Origin of the sequence: Mycobacterium sp. URHB0044 (genome assembly GCF_000620625.1) — a bacterium.
Lineage (GTDB): Bacteria > Actinomycetota > Actinomycetes > Mycobacteriales > Mycobacteriaceae > Mycobacterium.
In genome coordinates this window covers 89,507-112,774 of record NZ_JIAW01000018.1, presented here as the reverse complement: position 1 = coordinate 112,774, position 23,268 = coordinate 89,507, and the positions used below count along the sequence as shown (strand labels likewise).

Annotated in this window: 18 protein-coding genes; 10 read left to right on the top strand and 8 right to left on the bottom strand. The window is 66.7% G+C overall.

The features are described from left to right. The gene (locus N536_RS0127665) at nt 1–705 is read right to left on the bottom strand and encodes a YciI family protein (protein WP_029116579.1); all 705 of its coding nucleotides are present in this window, start codon (nt 703–705) and stop codon (nt 1–3) included. A 157-nt stretch (nt 706–862) separates the two neighbouring features. On the opposite strand from N536_RS0127665, the gene N536_RS0127660 reads away from it, so the two are divergent. After that, nucleotides 863–2,515, top strand: coding sequence for a PE-PPE domain-containing protein (locus tag N536_RS0127660; RefSeq protein ID WP_029116578.1), 1,653 nt, complete (start codon nt 863–865; stop codon nt 2,513–2,515). A 73-nt stretch (nt 2,516–2,588) separates the two neighbouring features. On the opposite strand, the gene N536_RS0127655 is transcribed toward N536_RS0127660, so the two are convergent. The 7 genes from N536_RS0127655 to N536_RS0127625 form a co-directional block, all read right to left on the bottom strand. Continuing rightward, nucleotides 2,589–3,485 carry a cyclopropane mycolic acid synthase family methyltransferase gene (locus tag N536_RS0127655; RefSeq protein WP_029116577.1) on the bottom strand — a complete coding sequence of 299 codons (897 nt, stop codon included), beginning with the start codon at nt 3,483–3,485 and terminating at the stop codon, nt 2,589–2,591. 163 nt (nt 3,486–3,648) lie between these two features. Further along, on the bottom strand, nt 3,649–4,509 hold the full coding sequence (locus N536_RS0127650; protein ID WP_029116576.1) for a cyclopropane mycolic acid synthase family methyltransferase: 861 nt from the start codon (nt 4,507–4,509) through the stop codon (nt 3,649–3,651). A 41-nt stretch (nt 4,510–4,550) separates the two neighbouring features. Continuing rightward, the gene (locus N536_RS0127645; RefSeq protein ID WP_029116575.1) at nt 4,551–5,429 is read right to left on the bottom strand and encodes a cyclopropane mycolic acid synthase family methyltransferase; all 879 of its coding nucleotides are present in this window, start codon (nt 5,427–5,429) and stop codon (nt 4,551–4,553) included. A gap of 131 nt (nt 5,430–5,560) precedes the next feature. Further along, nucleotides 5,561–6,463: an alpha/beta fold hydrolase gene (locus tag N536_RS0127640; protein WP_029116574.1), complete on the bottom strand. Its 903-nt coding sequence runs from the start codon at nt 6,461–6,463 to the stop codon at nt 5,561–5,563. Further along, nucleotides 6,464–7,822 (bottom strand): AarF/ABC1/UbiB kinase family protein, encoded by a 1,359-nt coding sequence (locus N536_RS0127635; protein WP_029116573.1) that lies wholly within the window; start codon nt 7,820–7,822, stop codon nt 6,464–6,466. Nucleotides 7,823–8,026: 204 nt separating this feature from the next. After that, on the bottom strand, nt 8,027–8,644 hold the full coding sequence (locus tag N536_RS0127630) for a DinB family protein (RefSeq protein WP_029116572.1): 618 nt from the start codon (nt 8,642–8,644) through the stop codon (nt 8,027–8,029). Between the two features lie 3 nt (nt 8,645–8,647). Beyond that, nucleotides 8,648–9,190, bottom strand: coding sequence for a DinB family protein (locus N536_RS0127625; protein WP_029116571.1), 543 nt, complete (start codon nt 9,188–9,190; stop codon nt 8,648–8,650). Nucleotides 9,191–9,251: 61 nt separating this feature from the next. Here N536_RS0127625 and N536_RS0127620 point away from each other — a divergent pair, with 61 nt between their 5' ends. The 9 genes from N536_RS0127620 to N536_RS0127580 all read left to right on the top strand — a co-directional run bounded on the left by N536_RS0127620 (nt 9,252) and on the right by N536_RS0127580 (nt 23,258). Continuing rightward, nucleotides 9,252–10,211: a YafY family protein gene (locus N536_RS0127620; RefSeq protein WP_029116570.1), complete on the top strand. Its 960-nt coding sequence runs from the start codon at nt 9,252–9,254 to the stop codon at nt 10,209–10,211. Nucleotides 10,212–10,570: 359 nt separating this feature from the next. Continuing rightward, entirely contained in the window at nt 10,571–14,737 is a 4,167-nt protein-coding gene (locus N536_RS0127615; RefSeq protein ID WP_029116569.1) for an NEW3 domain-containing protein, read from the top strand. Next, a complete protein-coding gene (locus N536_RS0127610; protein ID WP_029116568.1) occupies nt 14,734–15,348 on the top strand; it encodes a hypothetical protein in 615 nt (204 codons plus the stop codon). Before N536_RS0127615 ends, N536_RS0127610 begins: the two co-directional genes overlap by 4 nt. After that, nucleotides 15,348–16,247 (top strand): ROK family protein, encoded by a 900-nt coding sequence (locus N536_RS0127605; RefSeq protein ID WP_029116567.1) that lies wholly within the window; start codon nt 15,348–15,350, stop codon nt 16,245–16,247. Before N536_RS0127610 ends, N536_RS0127605 begins: the two co-directional genes overlap by 1 nt. A 101-nt stretch (nt 16,248–16,348) precedes the next feature. Then, nucleotides 16,349–16,684, top strand: a complete 336-nt coding sequence (locus tag N536_RS0127600) for a DUF732 domain-containing protein (protein ID WP_029116566.1) — start codon at nt 16,349–16,351, stop codon at nt 16,682–16,684. 233 nt (nt 16,685–16,917) lie between these two features. Beyond that, the gene (rplJ, locus tag N536_RS0127595) at nt 16,918–17,544 is read left to right on the top strand and encodes a 50S ribosomal protein L10 (RefSeq protein WP_029116565.1); all 627 of its coding nucleotides are present in this window, start codon (nt 16,918–16,920) and stop codon (nt 17,542–17,544) included. Nucleotides 17,545–17,595: 51 nt separating this feature from the next. Then, the gene (rplL, locus tag N536_RS0127590; RefSeq protein WP_029116564.1) at nt 17,596–17,982 is read left to right on the top strand and encodes a 50S ribosomal protein L7/L12; all 387 of its coding nucleotides are present in this window, start codon (nt 17,596–17,598) and stop codon (nt 17,980–17,982) included. 203 nt (nt 17,983–18,185) lie between these two features. Further along, nucleotides 18,186–19,265: an ABC transporter ATP-binding protein gene (locus N536_RS0127585; RefSeq protein ID WP_029116563.1), complete on the top strand. Its 1,080-nt coding sequence runs from the start codon at nt 18,186–18,188 to the stop codon at nt 19,263–19,265. Nucleotides 19,266–19,766: 501 nt separating this feature from the next. Then, nucleotides 19,767–23,258 (top strand): DNA-directed RNA polymerase subunit beta, encoded by a 3,492-nt coding sequence (locus tag N536_RS0127580; RefSeq protein WP_369798477.1) that lies wholly within the window; start codon nt 19,767–19,769, stop codon nt 23,256–23,258. Nucleotides 23,259–23,268 lie beyond the last annotated feature (10 nt).

Genomic DNA, 23,268 nt, shown 5'->3' with positions numbered 1-23,268 from the left:
TTACAGCCCCGATACCCCGGCCAGCTGCCGCACCTCGACGGCCGTGGCGGGGATCATGGCCGCGATCTTGACGGCCTCGTCCTGATCGGCCGCGCTCAGCAGATAGAACCCGTTGGCGACCTCGGCACCCTCGACGTACGGGCCGTCGGTGACCGTGGCCTCGCCGTTGCGCACCCGGACAGTGGTCGCCGTCGTCGTCGGATGCAGCGCGCCACCACCCTTGATGCGGTCGCCCGCGGCGGCGCCGAACTCACCGTGCGCGGCGATGCCGGCTTCCCATTCCGGTGAGCCGGGCGTGTTGGTCTCCTCGGCAGGCTCGAGAAGCAGCGCCAACCAGTGCGTTCCTTCCAGCGGCTTCTCCGGCGCGTTCCACATCACCATCGGCCAGACCTCGATCGCACCGTACTTGGCGGCGGGGATGTCACGGGCCAGGGCGATGGCGTCGTCGAGATTGTCGGCCTCGAACACGTAGTAGCCGCCGGCCACCTCGGCGCTCTCGGCGAAGGGGCCGTCGGTGATGCTCGGCTTGTCCGGGCCGCCGGTGATCCGCACGCCGGTCGCCGACGGCAGCAGCGCATCGCCCGCCCGGATCGCGGACGCCGCGCTGGCGTGGAAGGCCTGGTACGCGGCCATCTCGGCGGCCTGTTCGTCGGGGTCAGCGGGTCGTGCGCCTTCAGGGCCGAGCAGAAGCGCGAAGTAGTGCATCGGGATACCTCCGGGTTGGTGAGCGGAACCCTGCGTTCCACTCTCTACCGGTTCGACGAACGGCACGACGCGAATCCGACACCGGTCGAAAGATTCACGAGAAAGAGTTCGCTGTTTTCGCCATCTCGAGACGAGTCGTTGTGTGATCGTTTGACACATGCGTAAAACAGCGAAGGCGCTCTGCCTCGTCGTCATTTCGTTCCTGGCCGCGGTCGTCCTCGCCGTAGGCTCGGCCTTCAGTTCGGCGCTGGCCTTCGGTGCGATCGGACTGGTCGTGCCCGGTACCGGCACGCCCAACGCGAACGTCGTCGGAAGCTACCTCGCGAACGCGCGCGACTACTACATGCAGGGCACCGCGTGTACCGATCAGACCAACTGCGCGGTCGGCACCGATCTCACCGGCATCGACTACCCCGCATCGTTCTGGCCGCTGGCGATCTTCCCCAGCTGGTGCCGGTCCGGTCCGGACGGCTGCGACAAGTGGGACGAATCGGTGGGCAAGGGCGCCGACGGTCTGACCACCGCGCTCGCGGACGCGCTGGCCTCACCGGAGCAGCACATCGTTGTCTTCGGCTACTCGCAGGGCGGCGCCGTCGTGTCCAAGGTGCTGCATGACTACGGCCTGACCGAGGAGGAGAAGGCCCGCATCGAGGTCGTCACCATCGGCGGAATCGAGAACCCCGACGGCGGCCTCTGGCAGCGGCTGGCGTTCCTGCGGTACATCCCGATTCTCAACATCACGTTCGCTCCGCCGATGCCGGTCGATCCGGCCATCAAGACCACGACCATCGGCTTCGAGTACGACCCGGTGGTCTACGCTCCGCGCTACTGGGGCAACCCGTTCGCAATGCTCAACGCCATCGCCGCCTTCGACAACGTGCACGGCTACTACCTGGCGCCCAACGCCAACGACCCGACGGCGACGCTGCCGTACGGGTACACGCCCGGGCCGAATGGCACGCTGGCCCCGCAGCTGGTGTGCACCGTCGGGGTGAACTGCCGCAAGGACCAGTACGGCAACGAATACATCATGATCCCCGCGACGTCGCTGCCGATCATGAACCTCGTCATGTCGTTGACGCCCGGAGCGCTGAAGCCCATCGTCAAGCCGTTGGTCGACCTGATCTCCCCGGTGTACAAGGTGCTCGCCGACCTGGGCTACGACTGGTCGGGCAACCCGGGCGTGCCGACACCGCTGTCGATCCTGCCGTTCAATCCGTTCCAGAACCCCATCCCGATCGGCATCAACCTGATCAACGCGGTCATTCAGGGCATCCACGACGCGCTCAACGGGGGACCGACACTGGCGCCTGCCGTGCCCGCCCCGCTGACGACGTCCACGCTGGCCGCGCGGTCGATCGCCACTTCGACCGAGCCCGTCGAGGCCGACGCGTCGGAGAGTCTGGCCACCGTCACGTCGCTGAAGTCGGCGAAGAAGTCGGAGCCGGTCGAGTCGGAAACCGATGCGGTGAAGGTCGTCGACGCCACCCCGGCCAAGGACGACGCCACGGCCACGCCTACGACACCCACCGCGACCGAGCCGGTTCCGGTGGCAACGGACGACACCGCCGTCACCAAGCCCGAGGAGACGGCCACGCCTGAGCCGGCGAAGCCCGCCACCGAGGTCAACGCCGACGACCAGAAGGCTGAGAAGGCCTCGCCCGAGGATGCCAAGAAAGACGCCGTCAAGACGGACGACGTCAAGAAGGACGACGCCGTCAAGAAGGACGACGCGAAGAAGGAGGACGCCGTCAAGAAGGACGACGCCAAGAAGGACACGGCCGACGCGGGCGAGAAGGCCGCGGCCTGACCGAGACGAAAGCGCTAACCGAGACGAAAGCGCCCCGGCACCTTTCCGGTGTCGGGGCGTTGTCGTGTCTGACCTAGGCTGCTGCGCCTGGCTTCAGGTAGGTCACCAAGCTGACGTCGATGGCCTCGTCGATGAAGTAGTACTGGCACCCCGTGAGGTACTTCATGTACCGGTGGTAGTTCTCCTCGTCGGTGGCCGCGATGGCCTCGTCCTTGTGCGCCTCGAGACGCTCGGCCCAGATGCCCAGGGTCTTGATGTAGTGGTTGCGCAGCGACAAGGTCTCGGGCACGACGAACCCGGCCTTCTCACCGTGCTCGACCATCATCTTGGTGGTCGGCACGCGACCGCCAGGGAAGATCTCGGTGATCATGAACTTGACGAAGCGAGCCAACTCGAAGGTGAGCTTCTTGCCACGCTCGGCCAGGTCGTACGGGTGGTATCCGACGCTGCTCTGGATGGTCATCCGGCCGTCGTCGGGGAGGATGTCGAAGCAGCTCTTGAAGAAGTCGTCGTAGCGCTCGAAGCCGAAGTGCTCGAAGGCCTCGATGGAGACGATCCGGTCGACCGGGCGATGGAACTGCTCCCAGCCCTGCAGCAGGACCTCGTGCGTGCGCTTGGTGTCGAGCTTGTCGAGCAGCTGCGTGCAGTAGGCCTGCTGGTTCTTGCTCAACGTCAGGCCGATCACGTTGACGTCGTACTTCTCCATCGCCCGTTGCAGCGTCAGGCCCCAGCCGCAACCCACCTCGAGCAGGGTCATGCCCGGCTTCAGGTCGAGGCGGTCGAGGTGCTGGTCGACGTTGGCGACCTGCGCCTCGGACAACGTGACGTTCGGCCCGGTGAAATAGGCGCAGCTGTACTTGCGTGTCGGGTCCTGAAAGACGCCGAAGAAGTCATCGGACAGGTCGTAATGAGCCTGGATGTCCTCGAAGTGTGGCTGTAAGTCCTTCGTGCCCGTGGAGTTCTCAGACATGTTTCGCTGCTAGGCCTTTCCGGTAGATCTGCTGGCACGACCGACCACTTGAGCGGTTTCGCTGTGACCGCACCCTACCCGCCGTGGGGCGCTTGACGTGCTAACTAGCGCCTTAAGGCGTATACCTTATCGGTTACCCGCGGCCGGACTCCAATTCACCTGGCTACTTGACCAACGTGAACTGGTTGACGTCGGCCTGTCGCAACTCGAAGGTTCGCGCGCAGCCAGTCAGGTAGTGCATGTAGCGGTCGTAGACCTCCTCCGACTGCACCGCGATGGCCTCGGCGCGGTGAGATTCCAGCGCATCGGCCCAGATGCGCAGTGTCCTGGCGTAGTGCGGCTGCAGGGATTGCGTCCGCGCGACGGTGAAGCCCGCCGCCCCGGCGAGTTCGCCGACCATCTCGGTCTTGCACAGCTGACCGCCGGGGAAGATGTCGGTCATCAGGAACTTCACGAACCGGGCGAGCTCCATGGTCAACGGAATGTCGTTGGCCCTGGCGTACTCCATCGATACGCCGCAGATCGTGTGCAGCAGCATGACGCCGTCGTCAGGCAGCGCCCGGTAGGCCATCGCGAAGAAGTCGTCGTAGCGGTCGAAGCCGAAGTGTTCGAACGCGCCGATCGACACGATCCGGTCGACCGGCTCGTCGAATTGCTCCCAGCCCTTGAGCAATACGCGTTTCGAGCGCGGATTGACCGAATCCGCGAATGCCTTTTCGACGTGGGCGCACTGGTTTTCCGACAGGGTGAGGCCGATGACGTTGACGTCGTAGCGTTCGAGCGCCCGCAACATCGTGGCGCCCCAGCCGCAACCGATGTCGAGCAACGTCATGCCGGGTTGCAGGTCTAGCTTGCCCAGCGCAAGGTCGATCTTGGCGATCTGAGCTTCTTGCAGCGTCATGTCGTCACGCTCGAAGTATGCGCAGCTGTAGGTGTGCGTCGGATCTAGGAACAGCCGGTAGAAGTCGTCGGACAGGTCGTAGTGGGACTGCACGTCCTCGAAGTGAGGCGTTAGGTCGGCCATGCCTCGAACAGTACGCGCGCCGCCTGAGCGGCTAAACGTGCTTACTTTGCCAGGGTGAACTGGCAGACGTCGATGTAGCCGTCCTTGAAGCCCTTGGCGCAGCCGGTCAGGTAGTGCATGTAGCGCTCGTAGACCTCTTCGGACTGCAGGGCGATCGCCTCGTCCTTGTGCGCTTCCAGCGCCGCCGACCAGTGGTCGAGCGTCTTGGCGTAGTGCGGCTGCAGCGACTGCGTCCTGGTCAGCTTGAAGCCGGCCTTCTCGGCATGCTCAGCGGCAAGTTCGGTGGTCGGCAGATAGCCGCCCGGGAAGATCTCGGTGAGGATGAACTTGACGAAGCGTGCGATCGAGAAGGTAAGCGGCAGACCGCGTTCCGTCATCTGAGGCAGCGTCAGCGCGGTGATGGTGTGCAGCAGCATGACGCCGTCGTCGGGCAGCGCCCGGTACGCCATGGCGAAGAAGTCGTCCCAACGGTCCCTGCCGAAATGCTCGAACGCACCAATCGACACGATCCGGTCGACGGGCTGATCGAATTGCTCCCAACCCTGCAGCAGGACCTGCTTGGAGCGGGGGCTGTCGGACTCGGCGAACACGTTCTCGACGTGTGCCTTCTGGTTCTTGCTCAGCGTCAGACCGATCACGTTGACGTCGTAGCGCTCGATCGCGCGCATCATCGTCGCGCCCCAGCCACAGCCGATGTCCAGCAAAGTCATACCGGGCTGCAGGCCCAGCTTGCCGAGCGCCAGGTCGACCTTCGCGAGCTGCGCTTCCTCGAGGGTCATGTCGTCGCGCTCGAAGTAGGCGCAGCTGTAGGTCTGGGTCGGGTCGAGGAACAACCGGAAGAAGTCGTCGGACAGGTCGTAGTGCGCCTGAACGTCGTCGAAGTGCGGCTTCAGATTGTTCTTGCGCGCCGTCTTTGCCATGTCGAAGTGCCTTTCTGGCTGGTCAGCGGCAGGCTGGAGTCGACTCTGACTTCCCCCGCGCCGTGATGCACTCGTTGGGAGATATTACGCGGTTGGGTCAAGGTCAACCGAATCCGAGTTGGTGCCGCTGCTCATGGCACTTCGGCGAAGGTGGTCTTGAGTTCGCCGACGATGTCGTCCCACAACGGCTCGGGAAGATCGTGGCCCATGCCGTCGTACGTCACCAGGCGTGCCCGTCGAATCGCCTTGGCTATGGCGCGACCTCCCGACGGCCGCATGAGCTTGTCGGCGAGGCCGTGGATCACCACGGTCGGCGCGGTGATGAGCTTGTCGTACCGCAACAGGCTGCCGCTGCCCATGATGGCGCTGAAGTGGCGGGCGATCCCTGCGGGGTAGTACGACCGGTCGTAGCCCTCGGTCGCCTCGGCGAGCACCTGCTCCTCCGGCGCCCGGTATCCGGGGCTGCCGATGATCTTGTTCACCGCCACCGCGTTGGCGATGATCGCCTCTCGCGTCGTGCCCTTGGGTCTGGTGGTGATGGCGCGGAGTTGCTTGAGCCCCGGCGGTGGCAACAGCGCCTGGTTGTTGCTGGAGAAGATCACCGCCAAGGTCTTGGTGCGGTGCTGGTAGCGGGCGGCGAAGACCTGCGCGATCATGCCGCCCATCGAGCCGCCGACGACGTGCGCCTTGTCGATTCCCAGGTGGTCGAGCAGCGCCGCCGCGTCGTCGGCCATGTCCTCCAGGGTGTAGACCGACTCGCTGGCCTTGCCCAGATAGGAACGTACGAGGCGCGGGGCCAGCTTCGCTCCGGTGTGGCGCCCCTCGACCTTGCTGGACAGGCCGACGTCACGGTTGTCGTAGCGGATGACCCGCAACCCCTGGTTCACCAGGCGCTCGCAGAAACCCATGCGCCACAACAACAGTTGCGCACCCAAGCCCATGATGAGCAGGACGGCCGGGTCGTTGCGGTCGCCCATGTCTTCGTAGTAGATGTCCAGATCGCCCGAACGTGCGGTGCCGGTACGGATTTCCATCTACGCCTCGACCTCTTCGGAATGTTCGCGACTGACCTCCACCATGAAGTTGGCGAAGTACCCCGTCAACTGCGGGTCGGACATCATCTGCCACTTCGGCGCCAGCAGCTTCATGTAGCGCTCGACGTAGAGGAACTGCTTGCCGATGAGCACCAGTTCACGCGGCAGCTTGACGTCGTAGGCGTCGGCCAGCGTCGAAAGCTGCTTGCCAATATCGGCATAACTCATGTCACCAAGCGTCGACATGGTCAGCGGCGTGGCGAACTTCTCCAGGTCCTTGGCGGCCTGCGCCTCGGGCTTCACGGTGCCGACCGCGCCCATCATCACGACGATCTTGCCCGCCGTGGCGTGGTCCTTCTTGACCAGCAGCGCGTGGACCAGCTCCCTCAACAGCCAGCGGGTACGCGGATCGATGCGGCCCATGATGCCGAAGTCGAAGAACACGATCTTGCCGTCCCCGTCGACGTAGAGGTTGCCCGCGTGGAGGTCGCCGTGGAACAGCCCGTGTCGCAGCCCGCCCTCGAACACGCTGAACAGCAACGCCTTAACCAGCTCGGTGCCGTCGAAGCCGGCCTTGCGGATGGCGGCGGCGTCGTCGATGCGAATGCCGTTCACCCGCTCCATCGTCAACACCCGCTCGCTCGTCAGGTCCCAGTAGACCTGCGGCACGCGGATGTTCTTCCCGAGCGGCGAGGCGTGCATGTGCGACACCCACGCGTCCATCGACTGCGCCTCCAGCCGGAAGTCGAGCTCCTCGGCGAGGTTGTCGGCGAAGTCGGCGACGACGTCCTGGGCGGACAGCCGGCGGCCCAGCTTGGCCAGCTCGACGAGCTGTGCGCCGCGCTTGAGGATCTGCAGGTCGGCCGCCACGCGACGGCGGATGCCCGGCCGCTGAATCTTGACGACGACCTCTTCACCAGAGTGCAGCGTGGCGTGGTGCACCTGGGCGATGGACGCCGAGGCGAACGGCTGCTCGTCGAACGTGGCGAACAGATTCGCTGGGTCGTCGCCAAGCTCCTCCTTGAACAGCTTGTGCACTTCGTCCCGGTCGGCCGGAGGTACGCGGTCCAGCAGGCTGCGGAACTCCCGCGACAGCTGTTCGCCGAATGCGCCGGGACTCGACGCGATGATCTGGCCGAACTTGACGTAGGTAGGGCCAAGGTCGGAGAACGTCTGGGGGATCTGCTTGATTACCTTCTGCTGCAGCGAACCGCGGCCGGTGAGCTTGCTGACGACGCGGGCGCCGGTGCGGGTGATCTGCCATCCCGTCACGCCGATGCGGGCGGCCTCGACTGGCAACGGCACCCGATCCAGCCGGGCCACCTCGCGGTGCTTGCCTTTCGTGGGCGGAGTTGTCATACCTTGCAGTGTCTCTCAAGAGCCCAGATCAGGCGAAAGTGGTGTGTGGTGGGTCACACTGACTGCGCCGTGTCCGCGCCCCCTCTGGCACGTCAGCCACACCGGCCACTTGGGTAACCGCCCTCGTGGAACGGCCGTTTGCCCGCCTGTCAGCGACTTCTCGTAGTGGTGAGGAAGTCGCTGACAGGCGGGCATCTCACCGGGCTACCGGGTGCTCGCTTCCGCGACGCGGCCTGGCTTCCACGGCTTGATCCAGTCGGTCTCCGGCCAGTCCTCCAGACCCGCGATCAAGTCGTACATCGTTGCGCCGTCGATGGATTCGCGGATGATGTCGGCGTGGCCGGAGTGCCGGGCCAGTTCGTTGATCAGGTGATGGATGACCCAGCGCACCGTCCAGTGGTCGAGACCCTTCGGAAACCACGGGACGTCCTGCGGCACCGGGACCGGGGTGTCGAGATCGGCCTCGTCGAGAATGCGCAGCGTCTCGGCGTTCTGTTTTCTGAATCCGTCGAGCAGTTGATCGAGGGTTTCGTCCTCGCGCATCACGTACTCGTCTTGATATGCGGCGATCTGCTCCTCGACCGGCCGCGGATCCGGTGGCGGGAAGTCCGGTGCCGCCGCCACCCGTTCCATCCACCCCTTCTGCACGCCGGTGGCGTGCTTGATCAGTCCGCCGATCGACAACGCACTGACCGACGGCGTCGAGCGCGCCTGCTCGTCGGTCAGGCCGTAGGCGATCGCGAAGTAGCCGCCCTGGTGATAGTCGAGAAAGACCCGCAGGGCATCGCGCTCGTCGCCGACGATGGGGGCTTGTCCGGGCATGGTTCAGTTCTCCTTGTTGTCGGTGCGGTGAGCGTAAAGGTCTCGTAGGAGGGCGATTTCGGCGCCGTGGTGAATGACCTCGCGGTTGATGTGCAACACCAGATCGATCATCGGCAGCTCTCCCCACTTGCCCTCGGCCGGGCCGCACGGCTCGTCGAGATCGGCCGGCGAGAGGTTGGCGACGCCCGACGACCAGGCGGCGTAGGCGTCGTCGAGCTGACGCAGCGCGGTCGCCGCGTCCGTCGCGTAGTTCCACGTCTGGTAGTCGGCAGCCGGTCCGCCGAAGTGCGAGTGGACGCGCGCCCCGAGTACTCCGATGATGAGGTGCGCCAACCGCCAGGCGATCGTCGTGACCGGCGCCGGTTGCGGCTCGGGGTACGTGAAGTCGACGGACCCGTCCTGGTGCACGGTCCAACAGTCGGGCACGGGTTCCCAGAAGTATTCGGCGTCGGTCAGGCCGTCGAGGCGTGGGCGTAGCTGCTGGCTCCAATGGAAGTCGAGCTGGAAGGCGAGATGACTGGTCAGGTTGTCTGTCTTGGTGCTCATGAAATGAGCATCTCAGCGATATAGGACAGTTTCGGTCCTATGAATGGCGCAGACTCTTGGCATGTCCGAAACGACCAGCCGGGTGCTTCAACTACTCGGACTCTTGCAGGGGCGACGGGTGTGGACCGGTGAGGAGCTGGCCGACCGGCTTGGCGTCACGACTCGCAGCGTGCGTCGTGACGTCGAACGACTCCGCGACCTCGGTTACCCCGTGCAGGCCAGCAAGGGGCACGGCGGCGGGTATCAGCTCGGCGCGGGCGCGGCGCTGCCTCCGCTGCTGCTCGACCCCGACGAGGCGGTCGCCATGGCCGTCTGCCTGCGGTTGGCGGCAGGCGGCAGCGTCGCGGGCGTGGGGGAGTCGGCGCTGCGTGCGCTGTCCAAGCTCGATCAGGTGATGCCGGCGCGGCTGCGGTCGCAGGTCTCGGCGGTGCACGACGCCACCGTGACGTTGACGCACGAGCAGTCCGATTCGCCCGTCGAGCCCGACGTCCTGATGACGCTGGCGCGGGCCTCACGCGACCGCGAACACGTCACCGCCGGCTACGTCGACCGATCGGGAACGCCGACGTCACGGCGCCTGGAGCCGTATCAGTTGGTGACCACCGGTCGCCGCTGGTATCTGCTGGCCTACGACCGCGACCGCCAAGACTGGCGCAGTCTGCGGCTGGACCGGATGGCCGACGTGCGGGCGCTGGGCAGCACGTTCACTCCCAGGGAGGCGCCCGACGCCGCGGCCTACGTGCGGCGCTCCATCTCGACGTCGCCGTACCGGTACACCGCACGCGTCCGGTACCAGGCCACTCAGGAGCAGATCGCGCAGGTCTTTCCTCCATCATCGGCGGAGATCGAGCCCGACGGCGCCGATGCCTGCATCGTGACCACCGGGGCCGACGATCCCGAACGGATGGTCCCGTGGCTCAGCATGCCGGGATACGAGTTCGAAGTGCTGTCACCACCCGAGGTGGTCGACGCCGTGCGTTTGGTGGCCGAGCGCCTGCACCGGGCGGTAGCGCGGACGTAGGGTCAGCGCTTCGGGCGCAGGTGACGCAATGGTCTCCCCGCTCGCCCCAGCGGCGCACGCCTGGTCCGCCGGTCAGCCGCCGACGCATGCCAGCGCAGGCGCAACAGCAGCACCCCGCGGTGGGCCTCGAACGACAGCGACAGCGGGTCACGCCACACGGGCGCATCCTTCGGCGGTCTCGCATCGTCTTTCACAATGATTCCACTGTGACACACGATCGGGATATCGGCACGGGACGCACGGCGACGACGGGCTGTCGGTGAAATGAATTGCTGCCCAATGACACCGATAGGGAAGTCAACGCGGGTTCAGCTCGAATTCGCCTACCGGCCGCCGACTTGCGAACGTACAGTGCGGTCATGCCGGTCGAACTGATCTCCGCGGAGTCGACGGAGCTGTTCACCGGGACGGCGGATTCACCGCACCAGGTCGTGCGGGTCTTCTACACCGGTTGCCTCGATCCGACGCCCGTGCGCGTGGTCGGCGAGGGCATCGAAACGGTTGCGCCGGCCACGACCGAGCCGGGTGACGGGTCGGTGGAGGTATCGGTGCGGGTGGCGGAAGGGGACGTCGGTAGCCGACGGAAGGCGCGCGCGGTCGCCGCCGACTCCGAGGTCGCCTTCGACTTCACCGTCGCCGAGCCCGGCTGGACGATGTTCATGATCAACCACTTCCACTACGACCCGGTCTGGTGGAACACCCAGGCGCCGTACACCAGCCTGTGGACGGAGGACCCGCCTGGGCGCTGCCGCCAGACCAATGGATTCGATCTGGTCGCAGCTCACCTCGAAATGGCAAGGCGCGAACCCGAATACAAGTTCGTGCTCGCCGAGGTCGACTATCTCAAACCCTACTGGGACACCCACCCACAGGACCGCGACGACCTGCGGCGCCTGCTCGCCGACGGGCGCATCGAGGTGATGGGCGGCACGTACAACGAACCGAACACCAACCTCACCAGCCCGGAAACCGCGATCCGGAACTTCGTGCACGGCATCGGCTTTCAGCGCGACGTCATGGGCGCTGACCCGGCCACCGCTTGGCAGCTCGACGTGTTCGGGCACGACCCGCAGTTTCCCGGCATGGCGGCCGACGCCGGGCTGACGTCCAGCTCGTGGGCGCGCGGCCCACATCATCAGTGGGGCCCGATGGCGGGCGACGGCGACCCCGAACGCATGCAGTTCGCCAGCGAGTTCGAGTGGATGGCGCCGTCGGGCCGCGGCCTGCTGACGCACTACATGCCCGCCCACTATGCGGGCGGATGGTGGATGGACTCGTCGCCGTCGCTGGCCGAGGCCGAGGCGGCGACCTACGAACTGTTCTCGCGGTTGAGGCGAGTCGCGTTGACCCGCAACGTGCTCCTGCCCGTCGGCACCGACTACACCCCACCGAACAAGTGGGTGACCGAGATCCATCGGGACTGGAACGCGCGCTACACCTGGCCGCGGTTCGTCTGCGCGCTGCCCCGCGAGTTCTTCGCCGCGGTGCGGGCCGAACTCGACGAGCGTGGTGGTTCGGCGTCGCCGCAGACCCGCGACATGAATCCGATCTACACCGGCTGCCACGTTTCCTACATCGACACCAAGCAAGCCAACCGCGCCGCCGAGCACGCGGTGCTGGAGGCCGAGCGGTTCTCGGTGTTCGCCGACCTGCTTGCCGGAGCCACGTATCCCCATGCCGCACTGGCCAAGGCGTGGGTGCAGCTGGCCTACGGTGCGCACCACGACGCCGTCACCGGTTCGGAATCCGACCAGGTGTACCTCGATCTGCTGACGGGCTGGCGCGACGCGTGGGAGCTCGGCCGGACCGCCCGGGACAACGCACTGTCGCTGCTGTCGAGCGCCGTCGACGGCCGGGCGGTCGTGTGGAACCCCTTGGCGCACAATCGCACCGACGTCGTCACCGTCCACCTCGACGAGCCGGTCGGCGGAAGGGTCGTCGACCACGACGGCAACGAGGTGCCCTCCCTTGTCGAGCGCAACGGACACTCGATCAGCTGGGTGGCGCGCGACGTGCCCTCCCTGGGATGGCGGGCCTACCGGCTCGCCGACGGTGAAGCGGCCGGCTGGAAGCCATTCGACGGCAACGAGATCGGCAACGAGACGTACCGGTTGGGCGTCGACCCCGCTCGCGGTGGAGGGGTCGTGTCGCTGACGACCGACGGGGGCGAGCTGATCGCCGACGGCCGCGTCGGCAACGAATTGGCCGTCTACGACGAGTATCCCGCCCACCCCGACGCCGGCGAAGGGCCGTGGCACCTGTTGCCCAAGGGGCCGGTGGTCAGGTCGTCGGACCATCCCGCCGAGGTACGGGCGCAGCGCAGCCCGCTCGGCGAGCGGCTCACCATCACCGGTCACATCGACGGGCTGCTGCGGTACACCCAGACCATCACGTTGTGGAAGGGTGTCGACCGCGTCGACTGCCGTACCACCATCGACGAATTCACCGGAGCCGACCGCTTGCTCCGGCTGCGTTGGCCCTGCCCGGTGCCCGGCGGGATGCCGGTGAGTGAGGTGGGCGACGCGGTGATCGGCCGCGGATTCGGCCTGATGCACGACCACGATCACACCCACGCCGTCGATACCGCGAAACATCCCTACACGCTGGACAACCCCGCGTTCGGCTGGTTCGGGATCTCGTCGGCGCTGCGGGTGCGCGTCGGCCAGCGCACGCGTGCGGTGTCGGTGGCCGAGGTGGTGGCACCGAACCAGGACACCGCAACCCGTGACCTGATGGTCGCCCTCGTTCGGGCCGGTGTCACGGCGACCTGCAGCAGTGCGGACAAGCCGCGCTACGGCGACCTCACCGTCGACTCGAACCTTCCCGATGCCCGGATCGCGCTGGGTGGACCGAGCGAGAACGCCTTCACCGCAGCAGTTCTTGGTGCGGCGAGTGCGGCCTACAGCGAAGAGCTCGACCGGCAGCTCGCGGCCGACGGCATCGCGCGGGTATGGGTACCCGGCGACGCCCCGCTGGCACAGCGCTGGGTACCGGGTGCCGACCTGCGCGACGTCCGTGCGCTTCCCGTCCTCATCGTTGCGGGCCGCGCCGGCTTCGAGTCGGCGGTCGCCGCGCTGGTCGAAGACCTCGCGGATGCCGAGGTGACCGTCGACCAGACCGCCCCCAGCGGAATCTCTCGATTCGAGCCCCGGACCGTCGCGGTGCTCAACCGTGGCGTGCCCGGCTTCGCCGTCGACACCGACGGCACGCTGCACACGTCGCTCATGCGGTCGTGCACCGGATGGCCGTCGGGCACCTGGATCGACCCGCCGCGTCGCACCGCTCCCGATGGATCGAACTTCCAACTCCAGCACTGGACCCACACATTCGACTACTCCCTGATTGCCGCCGACGGCGACTGGCGCGACGCCGGACTGCCCGCCAGGAGCGCAGAATTCGGTCAACCGCTGATCGGTGTCGTCGGGACCGCGTCATCAGCGGGTGGTCTCCCGGAGTGGGGCTCGCTGCTGGAGATCGAGCCCGCCGGCGCGATATCCCTTGGTGCGCTGAAGGTGGCGGGCAACCCGATCACGCGCGGCAGCGCCGAGCATCTCGACGCCGGCGACGGCATCGCGTTGCGGCTCGTCGAAACCCACGGCCGCACGACCGACGTCACGGTCCGTTCGGGACTGCGCACCGTCGCCACGCCCGAGCGTCTCGACCTGCTGGAGCAGCCGCGCGGGCCGGCCGGGGATGCACTGCGGCTGCACGGTTACGAGATCGCCACAGTGCGGGCGTCGCTCAACATGCCGCGCGTCATCGACGGCGACCACGCCCCGCTGGCTCCGGATGCCGAAGTCGCGCAACCTCTTTACGCGCGCTACTGGCTGCACAATCGCGGGCCAGCGCCGCTCGGCGGTCTGCCGGTGGTCGCCCACCTGAGCCCGCACGTCGTCGCGGCCGAACCGGGGAGACCCATCCAGGTGCAGCTGACCGCCGCAAGTGACTGCAGCGATGCGGTGCTGCACGGCCACGTACGGCTGGTCGTTCCGTCCGGGTGGGTGGCCGAACCCGACGAGTTGCCGTTCATGCTTCCGTCGGGCGAACACCTGGAGACCACCGTCGCGCTGACGATGCCCGAGAGCGTGGTGCCCGGTCTATACCCGGTGCGCGCCGAACTCGCGGTCACAGGCAACGGGTCCATCCCCGCCTCGTGGCGCCAGGTGGTCGAGGACGTCTGCGTGGTATCGGTCGGCGACACAGCCGACAAAGTGCTCCGGCTGCTCGCCGAACCGCGCGCCGTCGACGTCGCGGCAGGCGACACCGCCACGCTCAGCGTCACCATCGGTACCGACGCCAACGCCGACCTCGCAGCGGAAGCCCATCTGATCAGTCCGTGGGGCACATGGGAATGGTTGGGCCCCAACGCGATCAGTGCGGCGGTGCCCGCGCGCGGATCCGTCGCCCTCGACTTCGACGTGGCACCTCCTGCATGGGTCGAGCCGGGGGAGTGGTGGGCGCTGATCCGGATCGCCTGCGCCGGCCACCTGATCTACACGCCCGCGGTGAAGGTGACGGTGCGATGAGCGAGCAGGTGGCCGCCACGGTCGGTGGAGCCCCGGTGTTGGTGAGCGACGTCGACCTGCGCGAAACACGGCTTCGCGCATCGAAACTGGCGTCCGCGCTGCCGCGCGCAGACACCAGCGAGGGGCGGCAGCTGCGGCGGTGGCTCACCCAACTGCTCGTCACCGAACGGGTGGTTGCCGCCGAGGCCGCCGCGCGTGGGGTGGGCGCCGACGGCGCGCCGTACGAGCAGGAGCTACTGCCCGACATGGCCGCCCGGCTCGAGATCGGCAGCATCGCGGCGGCGGCGCTGGAGGACCCGTTGGGCCGAGCCTTGTTCGCGCACGTCACCGCCGACGTGAACGTCAGTGCAGCAGCGGTCGCGGATTACCACGCTCGCAACCCCTTCCGCTTCGCCGGTGTCGCCCCTGGCGCCCGGGGCTGGCACCGCCGTACCGCCGCCCCCAGCCTTGCCGACGTCGGGCCTGCCATCACCGAGCACCTGCTCGGCGCCGCCCGTCGCCGCAGCTTCCGGGTCTGGCTGGACGCCCGACGGGCGGTGCTGGTGGAACTGGCCCCCGGTTACGAACATCCCGGCGACCCAAGCCAACCCGACAACACCCACAAACACTGATGACGCTCACCCTTGCGCTGGACGTCGGCGGCACGAAGATCGCCGTGGGCCTGGTCGACGCCGACGGGACGTTGGTGCACCGGGCGCAGCGGCCCACTCCGGACGGCGACGCCGAAGGCGTGTGGGCGGTGGCGGAGGCGCTGATCGCGGAGGCGCTGGAGCAGGCGACCGCCGAGGTGACCGCGGTCGGAATCTCCTCCGCGGGCCCGATCGATCTGAACGCCGGGACCGTCAGCCCGATCAACATCGTCGAGTGGCAACGGTTTCCGATCGTCGAGCGCGTCGCCGCCGTGACGAACCGCCCCGTTCGCCTCGGCGGTGACGGATTGTGCATGGCGCTGGGCGAGCGGTGGCGCGGCGCTGGCCGGGGCGCGCAGTTCCTGCTCGGCATGGTGGTGTCGACGGGCATCGGGGGTGGGCTGGTCCTCGACGGCGCCCCCTACGACGGCCGGACCGGAAACGCGGGTCATGTCGGGCACGTCGTCGTCGAGCCCGAGGGTGCGCCATGCACCTGCGGAGGGCGCGGCTGCGTCGAAACCGTTGCCGCGGGACCGCACCTGGCCCGCTGGGCCCGCGAACACGGCTGGGACGCGCCGCCGGGAGCCGACGCAAAGGAACTGGCCGACGCCGCCAACGCGGGCGACCCCGTGGCCCTTGCGGCGTTCCGGCGCGGGGCGACCGCGGTGGCGATGATGATCGCCTCGGTGGCGGCCGTATGCGACCTGGACCTCGTCGTGGTCGGCGGCGGGGTGGCCAAGTCGGGCGCGTTGTTGTTCGACCCGGTGCGGGAGGCACTGGCCACCTACGCCGGCCTCGACTTCATCCGTGCGTTACGGGTGTTGCCCGCCGAGCTCGGGGGCGACGCGGGCCTGGTCGGCGCAGCGGCGCTCGCACAATAAGCTCACCGGTCCGGGACGCCAAGAATCCGCCAAGGGCCGCACCCGACGCTGTTCGCACCTCGCACGACGCGGGACCGGACAGTGAATAGGAAACCGCCCAGATGTTCAGCCGTCTCAGCACTCTCGTCGCCCTCGTCACGGTCGTCGGCGCTCTCGTCGTCGCCTTCGTCGTGGGAATCGGGGCCGCGGGGGCCCGCACAATCGACGACGAGTTCCTGACCAACCTCCACGTCGCGGGCATCGTGTTCGACTCGACGCGAGCCGCCGTCCAGGACGCGCACCGGGTCTGTGCGTATCTCGCCGACGGTGAGACGGGTGCCGGCATCGGCGCAGACATCATGGCCAACACCGACCTCACCATCCACCAGACCGCCGTGTTCCTCGTCGAATCCGCCGCGGCCTACTGTCCGGGCTACCTCGACCGGGCCGCCGCCTGACGCGTTTTGGCTGATCGGCTGATCGCAAGCTATTCTTGTCGGCGTTCCACCGAAGACCGTCGGTCACCGAGAAATCGGTTGAAGGTCCCGGACTTGTCCGGGCGGCCCACGCAGGAGGACGAGGTAGTTGCATTCTTGCGCGCCCCGGCCATTCTGCGTCGGGGCGTTCGTCATTTCTGGCCCTCCGTGTCGGTCCCGGTGAAACACCCGAAACCATCCACGAGGAGGCATGCATGGCCAAGGCTGACAAGGCCACCGCGGTCGCTGACATCGCCGAACAGTTCAAGGAGGCGACGGCCACCGTCGTCACCGAGTACCGCGGGCTGACGGTTGCCAATCTGGCCGAGCTTCGACGCTCGCTCAGCGGTTCCGCCACCTATTCCGTCGCCAAGAACACCTTGGTGAAGCGGGCAGCCAGCGAGGCCGGTGTCGAAGGCCTCGACGAACTGTTCGCCGGTCCGACCGCGATCGCGTTCATCAAGGGCGAGCCCGTCGACGCCGCCAAGGCGATCAAGACCTTCGCCAAGGACCACAAGTCGCTGGTCATCAAAGGCGGCTACATGGACGGCAAGGCGCTGTCCGTGGACGAGGTCAACCGCATCGCGGACCTCGAGTCCCGCGAGGTGCTGCTGGCCAAGCTGGCCGGCGCGATGAAGGCCAAGACCAGCCAGGCCGCGGCGCTGTTCGCCGCCCCGGCATCGCAGGTCGCCCGCCTCGTCTTCGCGCTGCAGGAGAAGCGGGCCGCGGAAGCGCCCGCCGAGGCATCGGCACCCGCCGTGGCTGACGCACCGGCAGCCGCCGAGGCAGACGCACCGGCCCCCGCCGAGGCAGAGACAGAAGCACCGGCAACCGCCGAATAAGCACTACCCCAACCCACCAAGCAAGTAAGTAAGTAAGGAAAGGACCACATCATGGCCAAGCTCAGCACCGAAGACCTGCTCGACGCGTTCAAGGAACTGACCCTGTTGGAGCTCTCGGAGTTCGTCAAGGCGTTCGAGGAGACCTTCGACGTCACCGCGGCCGCTCCTGTCGCCGTCGCCGCCGCCGGCCCCGCCGGTGCCCCGGCCGAGGCCGCCGAGGAGCAGTCCGAGTTCGACGTCATCCTCGAGGGTGCCGGCGAGAAGAAGATCGGCGTCATCAAGGTCGTCCGCGAGATCGTGTCCGGCCTGGGCCTCAAGGAGGCCAAGGATCTCGTCGACAGCGCGCCCAAGCCGCTGCTCGAGAAGGTCAACAAGGACGCCGCCGAGGACGCGAAGGCCAAGCTCGAGGCCGCCGGCGCTTCGGTGACCGTCAAGTAGTTTCCGCGGTACGTCGGCAAGCTCGACGAAATCCGCACTGTGGGGTCGATCTGGCAAACAGATCGGCCCCACAGTCGTCTCAATTGGGCATTCAACTGCCGCACTGCCCATACGGTCTTATGCCCCTGGCAGGTAAGCTACAGTGACTCAAGCCACAGGTGGGTGGCGTGTGGTGAAAAGCAGAATTGGCGGAAGGATCGCGCGTGGGCATCGGTATTCAGGTTGAGGGACTGACCAAGTCCTTCGGGCCCCAGCGAATCTGGGAAGACGTGACGTTCGAGATTCCCGCTGGCGAGGTCAGCGTGCTCCTGGGTCCGTCCGGTACCGGTAAGTCGGTCTTCCTGAAGTCGCTGATCGGCCTGTTGCGCCCGGAACGCGGCAAGATCATCGTCGACGGCACCAACATCATCGAGTGCTCCGCCAAGGAGCTCTACGAAATCCGCACTTTGTTCGGCGTCATGTTCCAGGACGGCGCGCTGTTCGGCTCGATGAGCCTGTACGACAACACCGCGTTCCCGCTTCGTGAGCACACGAAGAAGAAGGAAAGCGAAATCCGTCAGATCGTGATGGAGAAGCTCGACCTGGTCGGTCTGACCGGTGACGAGACCAAGTTCCCCGGTGAGATCTCCGGCGGTATGCGGAAGCGCGCCGGGCTGGCCCGCTCGCTGGTGCTCGACCCCCAGATCATCCTGTGCGACGAGCCCGACTCCGGTCTCGACCCGGTGCGTACCGCCTACCTGTCGCAGCTGTTGATCGACATCAACGCGCAGATCGACTGCACCATCCTGATCGTCACGCACAACATCAACATCGCCCGCACGGTGCCCGACAACATGGGCATGCTGTTCCGCAAGCACCTGGTGATGTTCGGACCGCGTGAGGTGCTGTTGACCTCCGACGAGCCCGTCGTCAAGCAGTTCCTCAACGGTCGCCGCATCGGCCCGATCGGCATGTCCGAGGAGAAGGACGAAGGCACGATGGCCGAGGAGCAGGCCCTCGCCGACGCCGGTCACCACGACGGTGGCATGGAGGAGATCGAGGGCGTGCCGCCGCAGATTCAGGCCACGCCGGGCATGCCCGAGCGCAAGGCCGTCGGCCGTCGCCAGGCCCGGGTGCGCGAGATCATGCACACCCTGCCGCCCGCCGCGCAGGAAGCCATCCGCGACGACCTCGAAGGCACCCACAAGTACGCCGCCCACGAGCTCCCGGTGGACGCGGAGGCACGTCACCGCCAGACCGAGGACGACTCGCCGACGGCATCCATTCCCGTCGCCAAGGAGTGACCGGTCCCCGGTCGACACGACCGGGGAGCCCAGCCGCAGTGAAGGCGCCCGCGGTGTTGGATCGATCCGTCGCGTCCCGCTGCGCCCTGGCGTGGTCGCCGACCGTGTCCGGGGCCGGGAACCGGCGAAATCCATCCACATGAAACCGCGTGTGAACTCTTGACGGAAGCGCCCAAACGGGCCAGTCTGTTGGGCAGCATGTGTTGCACGGGTTCAGGACGCCAGCCAGCATCTAATAGCCCCCAGCATGTGGCTGCGATGGGCTTGTTGAGGAATGCGCCGTCCTGCGCTATTGTTGGACGTTGCGCTGGCTGCCTCCTGCCCACCTCACCCGCACAGACACCGTGGTCCTAGCCTGAGCCCTGCTCAGTGATCTAGTTGCGTGCCGTGTTTCCGTGATGCGGACAGGCGAGAGCCGGCCAAACCGAAGCAAATAACGCGGCGTACGGGTCTGGCTCCACCAGGCATTCGATCGTCGCACGGGTGCTGGAAGGATGCATCTTGGCAGTCTCTCGCCAGAGCAAGTCAGTCGATAACACCAACAATTCCGTTCCGGGAGCACCTGGTCGAGTTTCCTTCGCCAAGCTTCGTGAACCGCTCGAGGTTCCGGGGCTGCTGGACGTTCAGACCGACTCGTTCGAATGGCTCATCGGTTCCGAGCGCTGGCGCGAGAAGGCTCTGGAACGCGGCGAGCCCAACCCCGTCGGCGGCCTCGAAGAGGTTCTCGCCGAGCTGTCGCCGATCGAGGACTTCGCGGGCACGCTGTCGCTGAGCTTCTCCGATCCGCGCTTCGACGAGGTCAAGGCACCCGTCGACGATTGCAAGGAAAAGGACCAGACGTACGCGGCGCCGCTGTTCGTCACCGCTGAGTTCATCAACAACCAGACCGGTGAGATCAAGAGCCAGACGGTCTTCATGGGCGACTTCCCGATGATGACCGAGAAGGGCACGTTCATCATCAACGGCACCGAGCGTGTCGTCGTGTCCCAGCTCGTCCGTTCGCCCGGCGTGTACTTCGACCGGTCCAAGGACAAGGCCACCGAGAACGACCTCACCAGCGTCAAGGTCATCCCCGGCCGCGGCGCATGGCTCGAGTTCGACGTCGACAAGCGCGCCACCGTCGGCGTCCGCATCGACCGCAAGCGCCGCCAGCCGGTCACCGTGCTGCTGAAGGCGCTCGGCTGGACCAACGAGCAGATCGTGGAGCGCTTCGGCTTCTCCGAGATCATGATGTCGACGCTCGAGAAGGACAACACCGCAGGCTCCGACGAGGCGCTGCTGGACATCTACCGGAAGCTGCGACCGGGCGAGCCGCCCACCAAGGAATCGGCGCAGACCCTCCTGGAGAACCTGTTCTTCAAGGAGAAGCGTTACGACCTCGCTCGCGTCGGCCGGTACAAGGTCAACAAGAAGCTCGGCCTCAACGCCAACACGCCGATCACCAGCTCGACGCTGACGCCCGAGGACATCGCCACCACCATCGAGTACCTGGTCCGGCTGCACGAGGGCCAGACCACGATGACCGCCCCCGGCGGCGTCGAGGTCCCGGTGGAGACCGACGACATCGACCACTTCGGCAACCGTCGCCTGCGCACCGTCGGCGAGCTGATCCAGAACCAGATCCGGGTCGGCCTGTCGCGCATGGAGCGTGTCGTCCGCGAGCGGATGACCACGCAGGACGTCGAGGCGATCACGCCGCAGACCCTGATCAACATCCGTCCCGTCGTGGCGGCGATCAAGGAGTTCTTCGGCACGTCGCAGCTGTCGCAGTTCATGGACCAGAACAACCCGCTGTCGGGTCTGACCCACAAGCGTCGTCTGTCGGCGCTGGGCCCCGGTGGTCTGTCCCGTGAGCGCGCGGGCCTCGAGGTCCGCGACGTCCACCCGTCGCACTACGGCCGCATGTGCCCGATCGAGACCCCTGAAGGCCCGAACATCGGCCTGATCGGATCGCTGTCGGTGTACGCGCGGGTCAACCCTTTCGGCTTCATCGAGACGCCGTACCGCAAGGTCGTCGAGGGTGTCGTCACCGACGAGATCCAGCACCTCACCGCCGACGAGGAGGACCGCCACGTCGTGGCGCAGGCCAACTCGCCGATCGATGACGAGGGTCGCTTCACCGAGGACCGCGTCCTGGTCCGCCGCAAGGGCGGCGAGGTCGAGTACGTCTCGTCCCTCGAGGTCGACTACATGGACGTCTCGCCGCGCCAGATGGTGTCGGTCGCGACGGCGATGATTCCGTTCCTCGAGCACGACGACGCCAACCGCGCGCTGATGGGTGCCAACATGCAGCGCCAGGCGGTTCCGCTGGTGCGCAGCGAGGCCCCGTTGGTCGGCACCGGCATGGAGCTTCGTGCCGCCATCGACGCCGGCGACGTCGTCGTGGCGGAGAAGGCCGGCGTCATCGAGGAGGTGTCCGCCGACTACGTCACCGTGATGGCCGACGACGGCACCCGGCACACCTACCGGATGCGCAAGTTCGCCCGTTCCAATCACGGCACCTGCGCCAACCAGCGTCCGATCGTGGACTCCGGGCAGCGTGTCGAGAGCGGACAGGTCATCGCCGACGGCCCATGCACCGAGAACGGTGAGATGGCGCTTGGCAAGAACCTGCTCGTCGCGATCATGCCGTGGGAGGGTCACAACTACGAGGACGCGATCATCCTCTCGCAGCGCCTGGTTGAGGAGGACGTCCTGACGTCCATCCACATCGAGGAGCACGAGATCGATGCGCGTGACACCAAGCTGGGCGCCGAGGAGATCACCCGGGACATACCGAACGTCTCCGACGAGGTGCTGGCAGATCTCGACGAGCGCGGCATTGTCCGCATCGGCGCCGAGGTCCGCGACGGCGACATCTTGGTCGGCAAGGTCACGCCGAAGGGCGAGACGGAGCTGACCCCGGAGGAGCGGCTGCTGCGCGCGATCTTCGGCGAGAAGGCACGCGAGGTCCGCGACACGTCGCTGAAGGTGCCGCACGGTGAGTCCGGCAAGGTCATCGGCGTCCGCATGTTCTCCCGCGAGGACGACGACGAGCTGCCCGCAGGCGTCAACGAGCTGGTCCGCGTCTACGTGGCCCAGAAGCGCAAGATCTCCGACGGCGACAAGCTCGCCGGACGCCACGGCAACAAGGGTGTCATCGGCAAGATCCTGCCCATCGAGGACATGCCGTTCCTTCCGGACGGCACCCCGGTCGACATCATCCTGAACACGCACGGTGTGCCGCGACGGATGAACATCGGCCAGATCCTCGAGACGCACCTCGGCTGGGTCGCCAAGACCGGATGGAACATCGACGTCGTCGGTGGCACACCCGAGTGGGCCTCGAAGCTGCCGGAGGAACTGCTGTCGGCCGGTCCGGACAGCATCGTCTCCACGCCGGTGTTCGACGGTGCCCGCGAAGGCGAGCTGGAAGGTCTGCTCGAGTCGACTCTGCCGAACCGCGACGGTGACGTCATGGTCAACGCGCAGGGCAAGGCGCAGTTGTTCGATGGCCGCAGTGGCGAACCGTTCCCGTACCCGGTGACGGTCGGCTACATGTACATCCTGAAGCTGCACCACTTGGTGGACGACAAGATCCACGCCCGTTCCACCGGTCCGTACTCGATGATCACGCAGCAGCCGCTGGGTGGTAAGGCGCAGTTCGGTGGCCAGCGGTTCGGCGAGATGGAGTGCTGGGCCATGCAGGCCTACGGCGCGGCGTACACGCTGCAGGAGCTCTTGACCATCAAGTCCGACGACACCGTCGGCCGGGTCAAGGTGTACGAGGCGATCGTCAAGGGCGAGAACATCCCCGAGCCGGGCATCCCCGAGTCGTTCAAGGTGCTGCTCAAGGAACTTCAGTCGCTGTGCCTCAATGTCGAGGTGTTGTCTTCTGAGGGTCAACGAATCGAGATGCGCGACACGGACGACGAAGACCTCGAACGTGCTGCCGCCAACCTGGGAATCAATTTGTCCCGCAACGAGTCTCCGTCCGTCGAAGACCTCGCCTAGTTATTAGTCA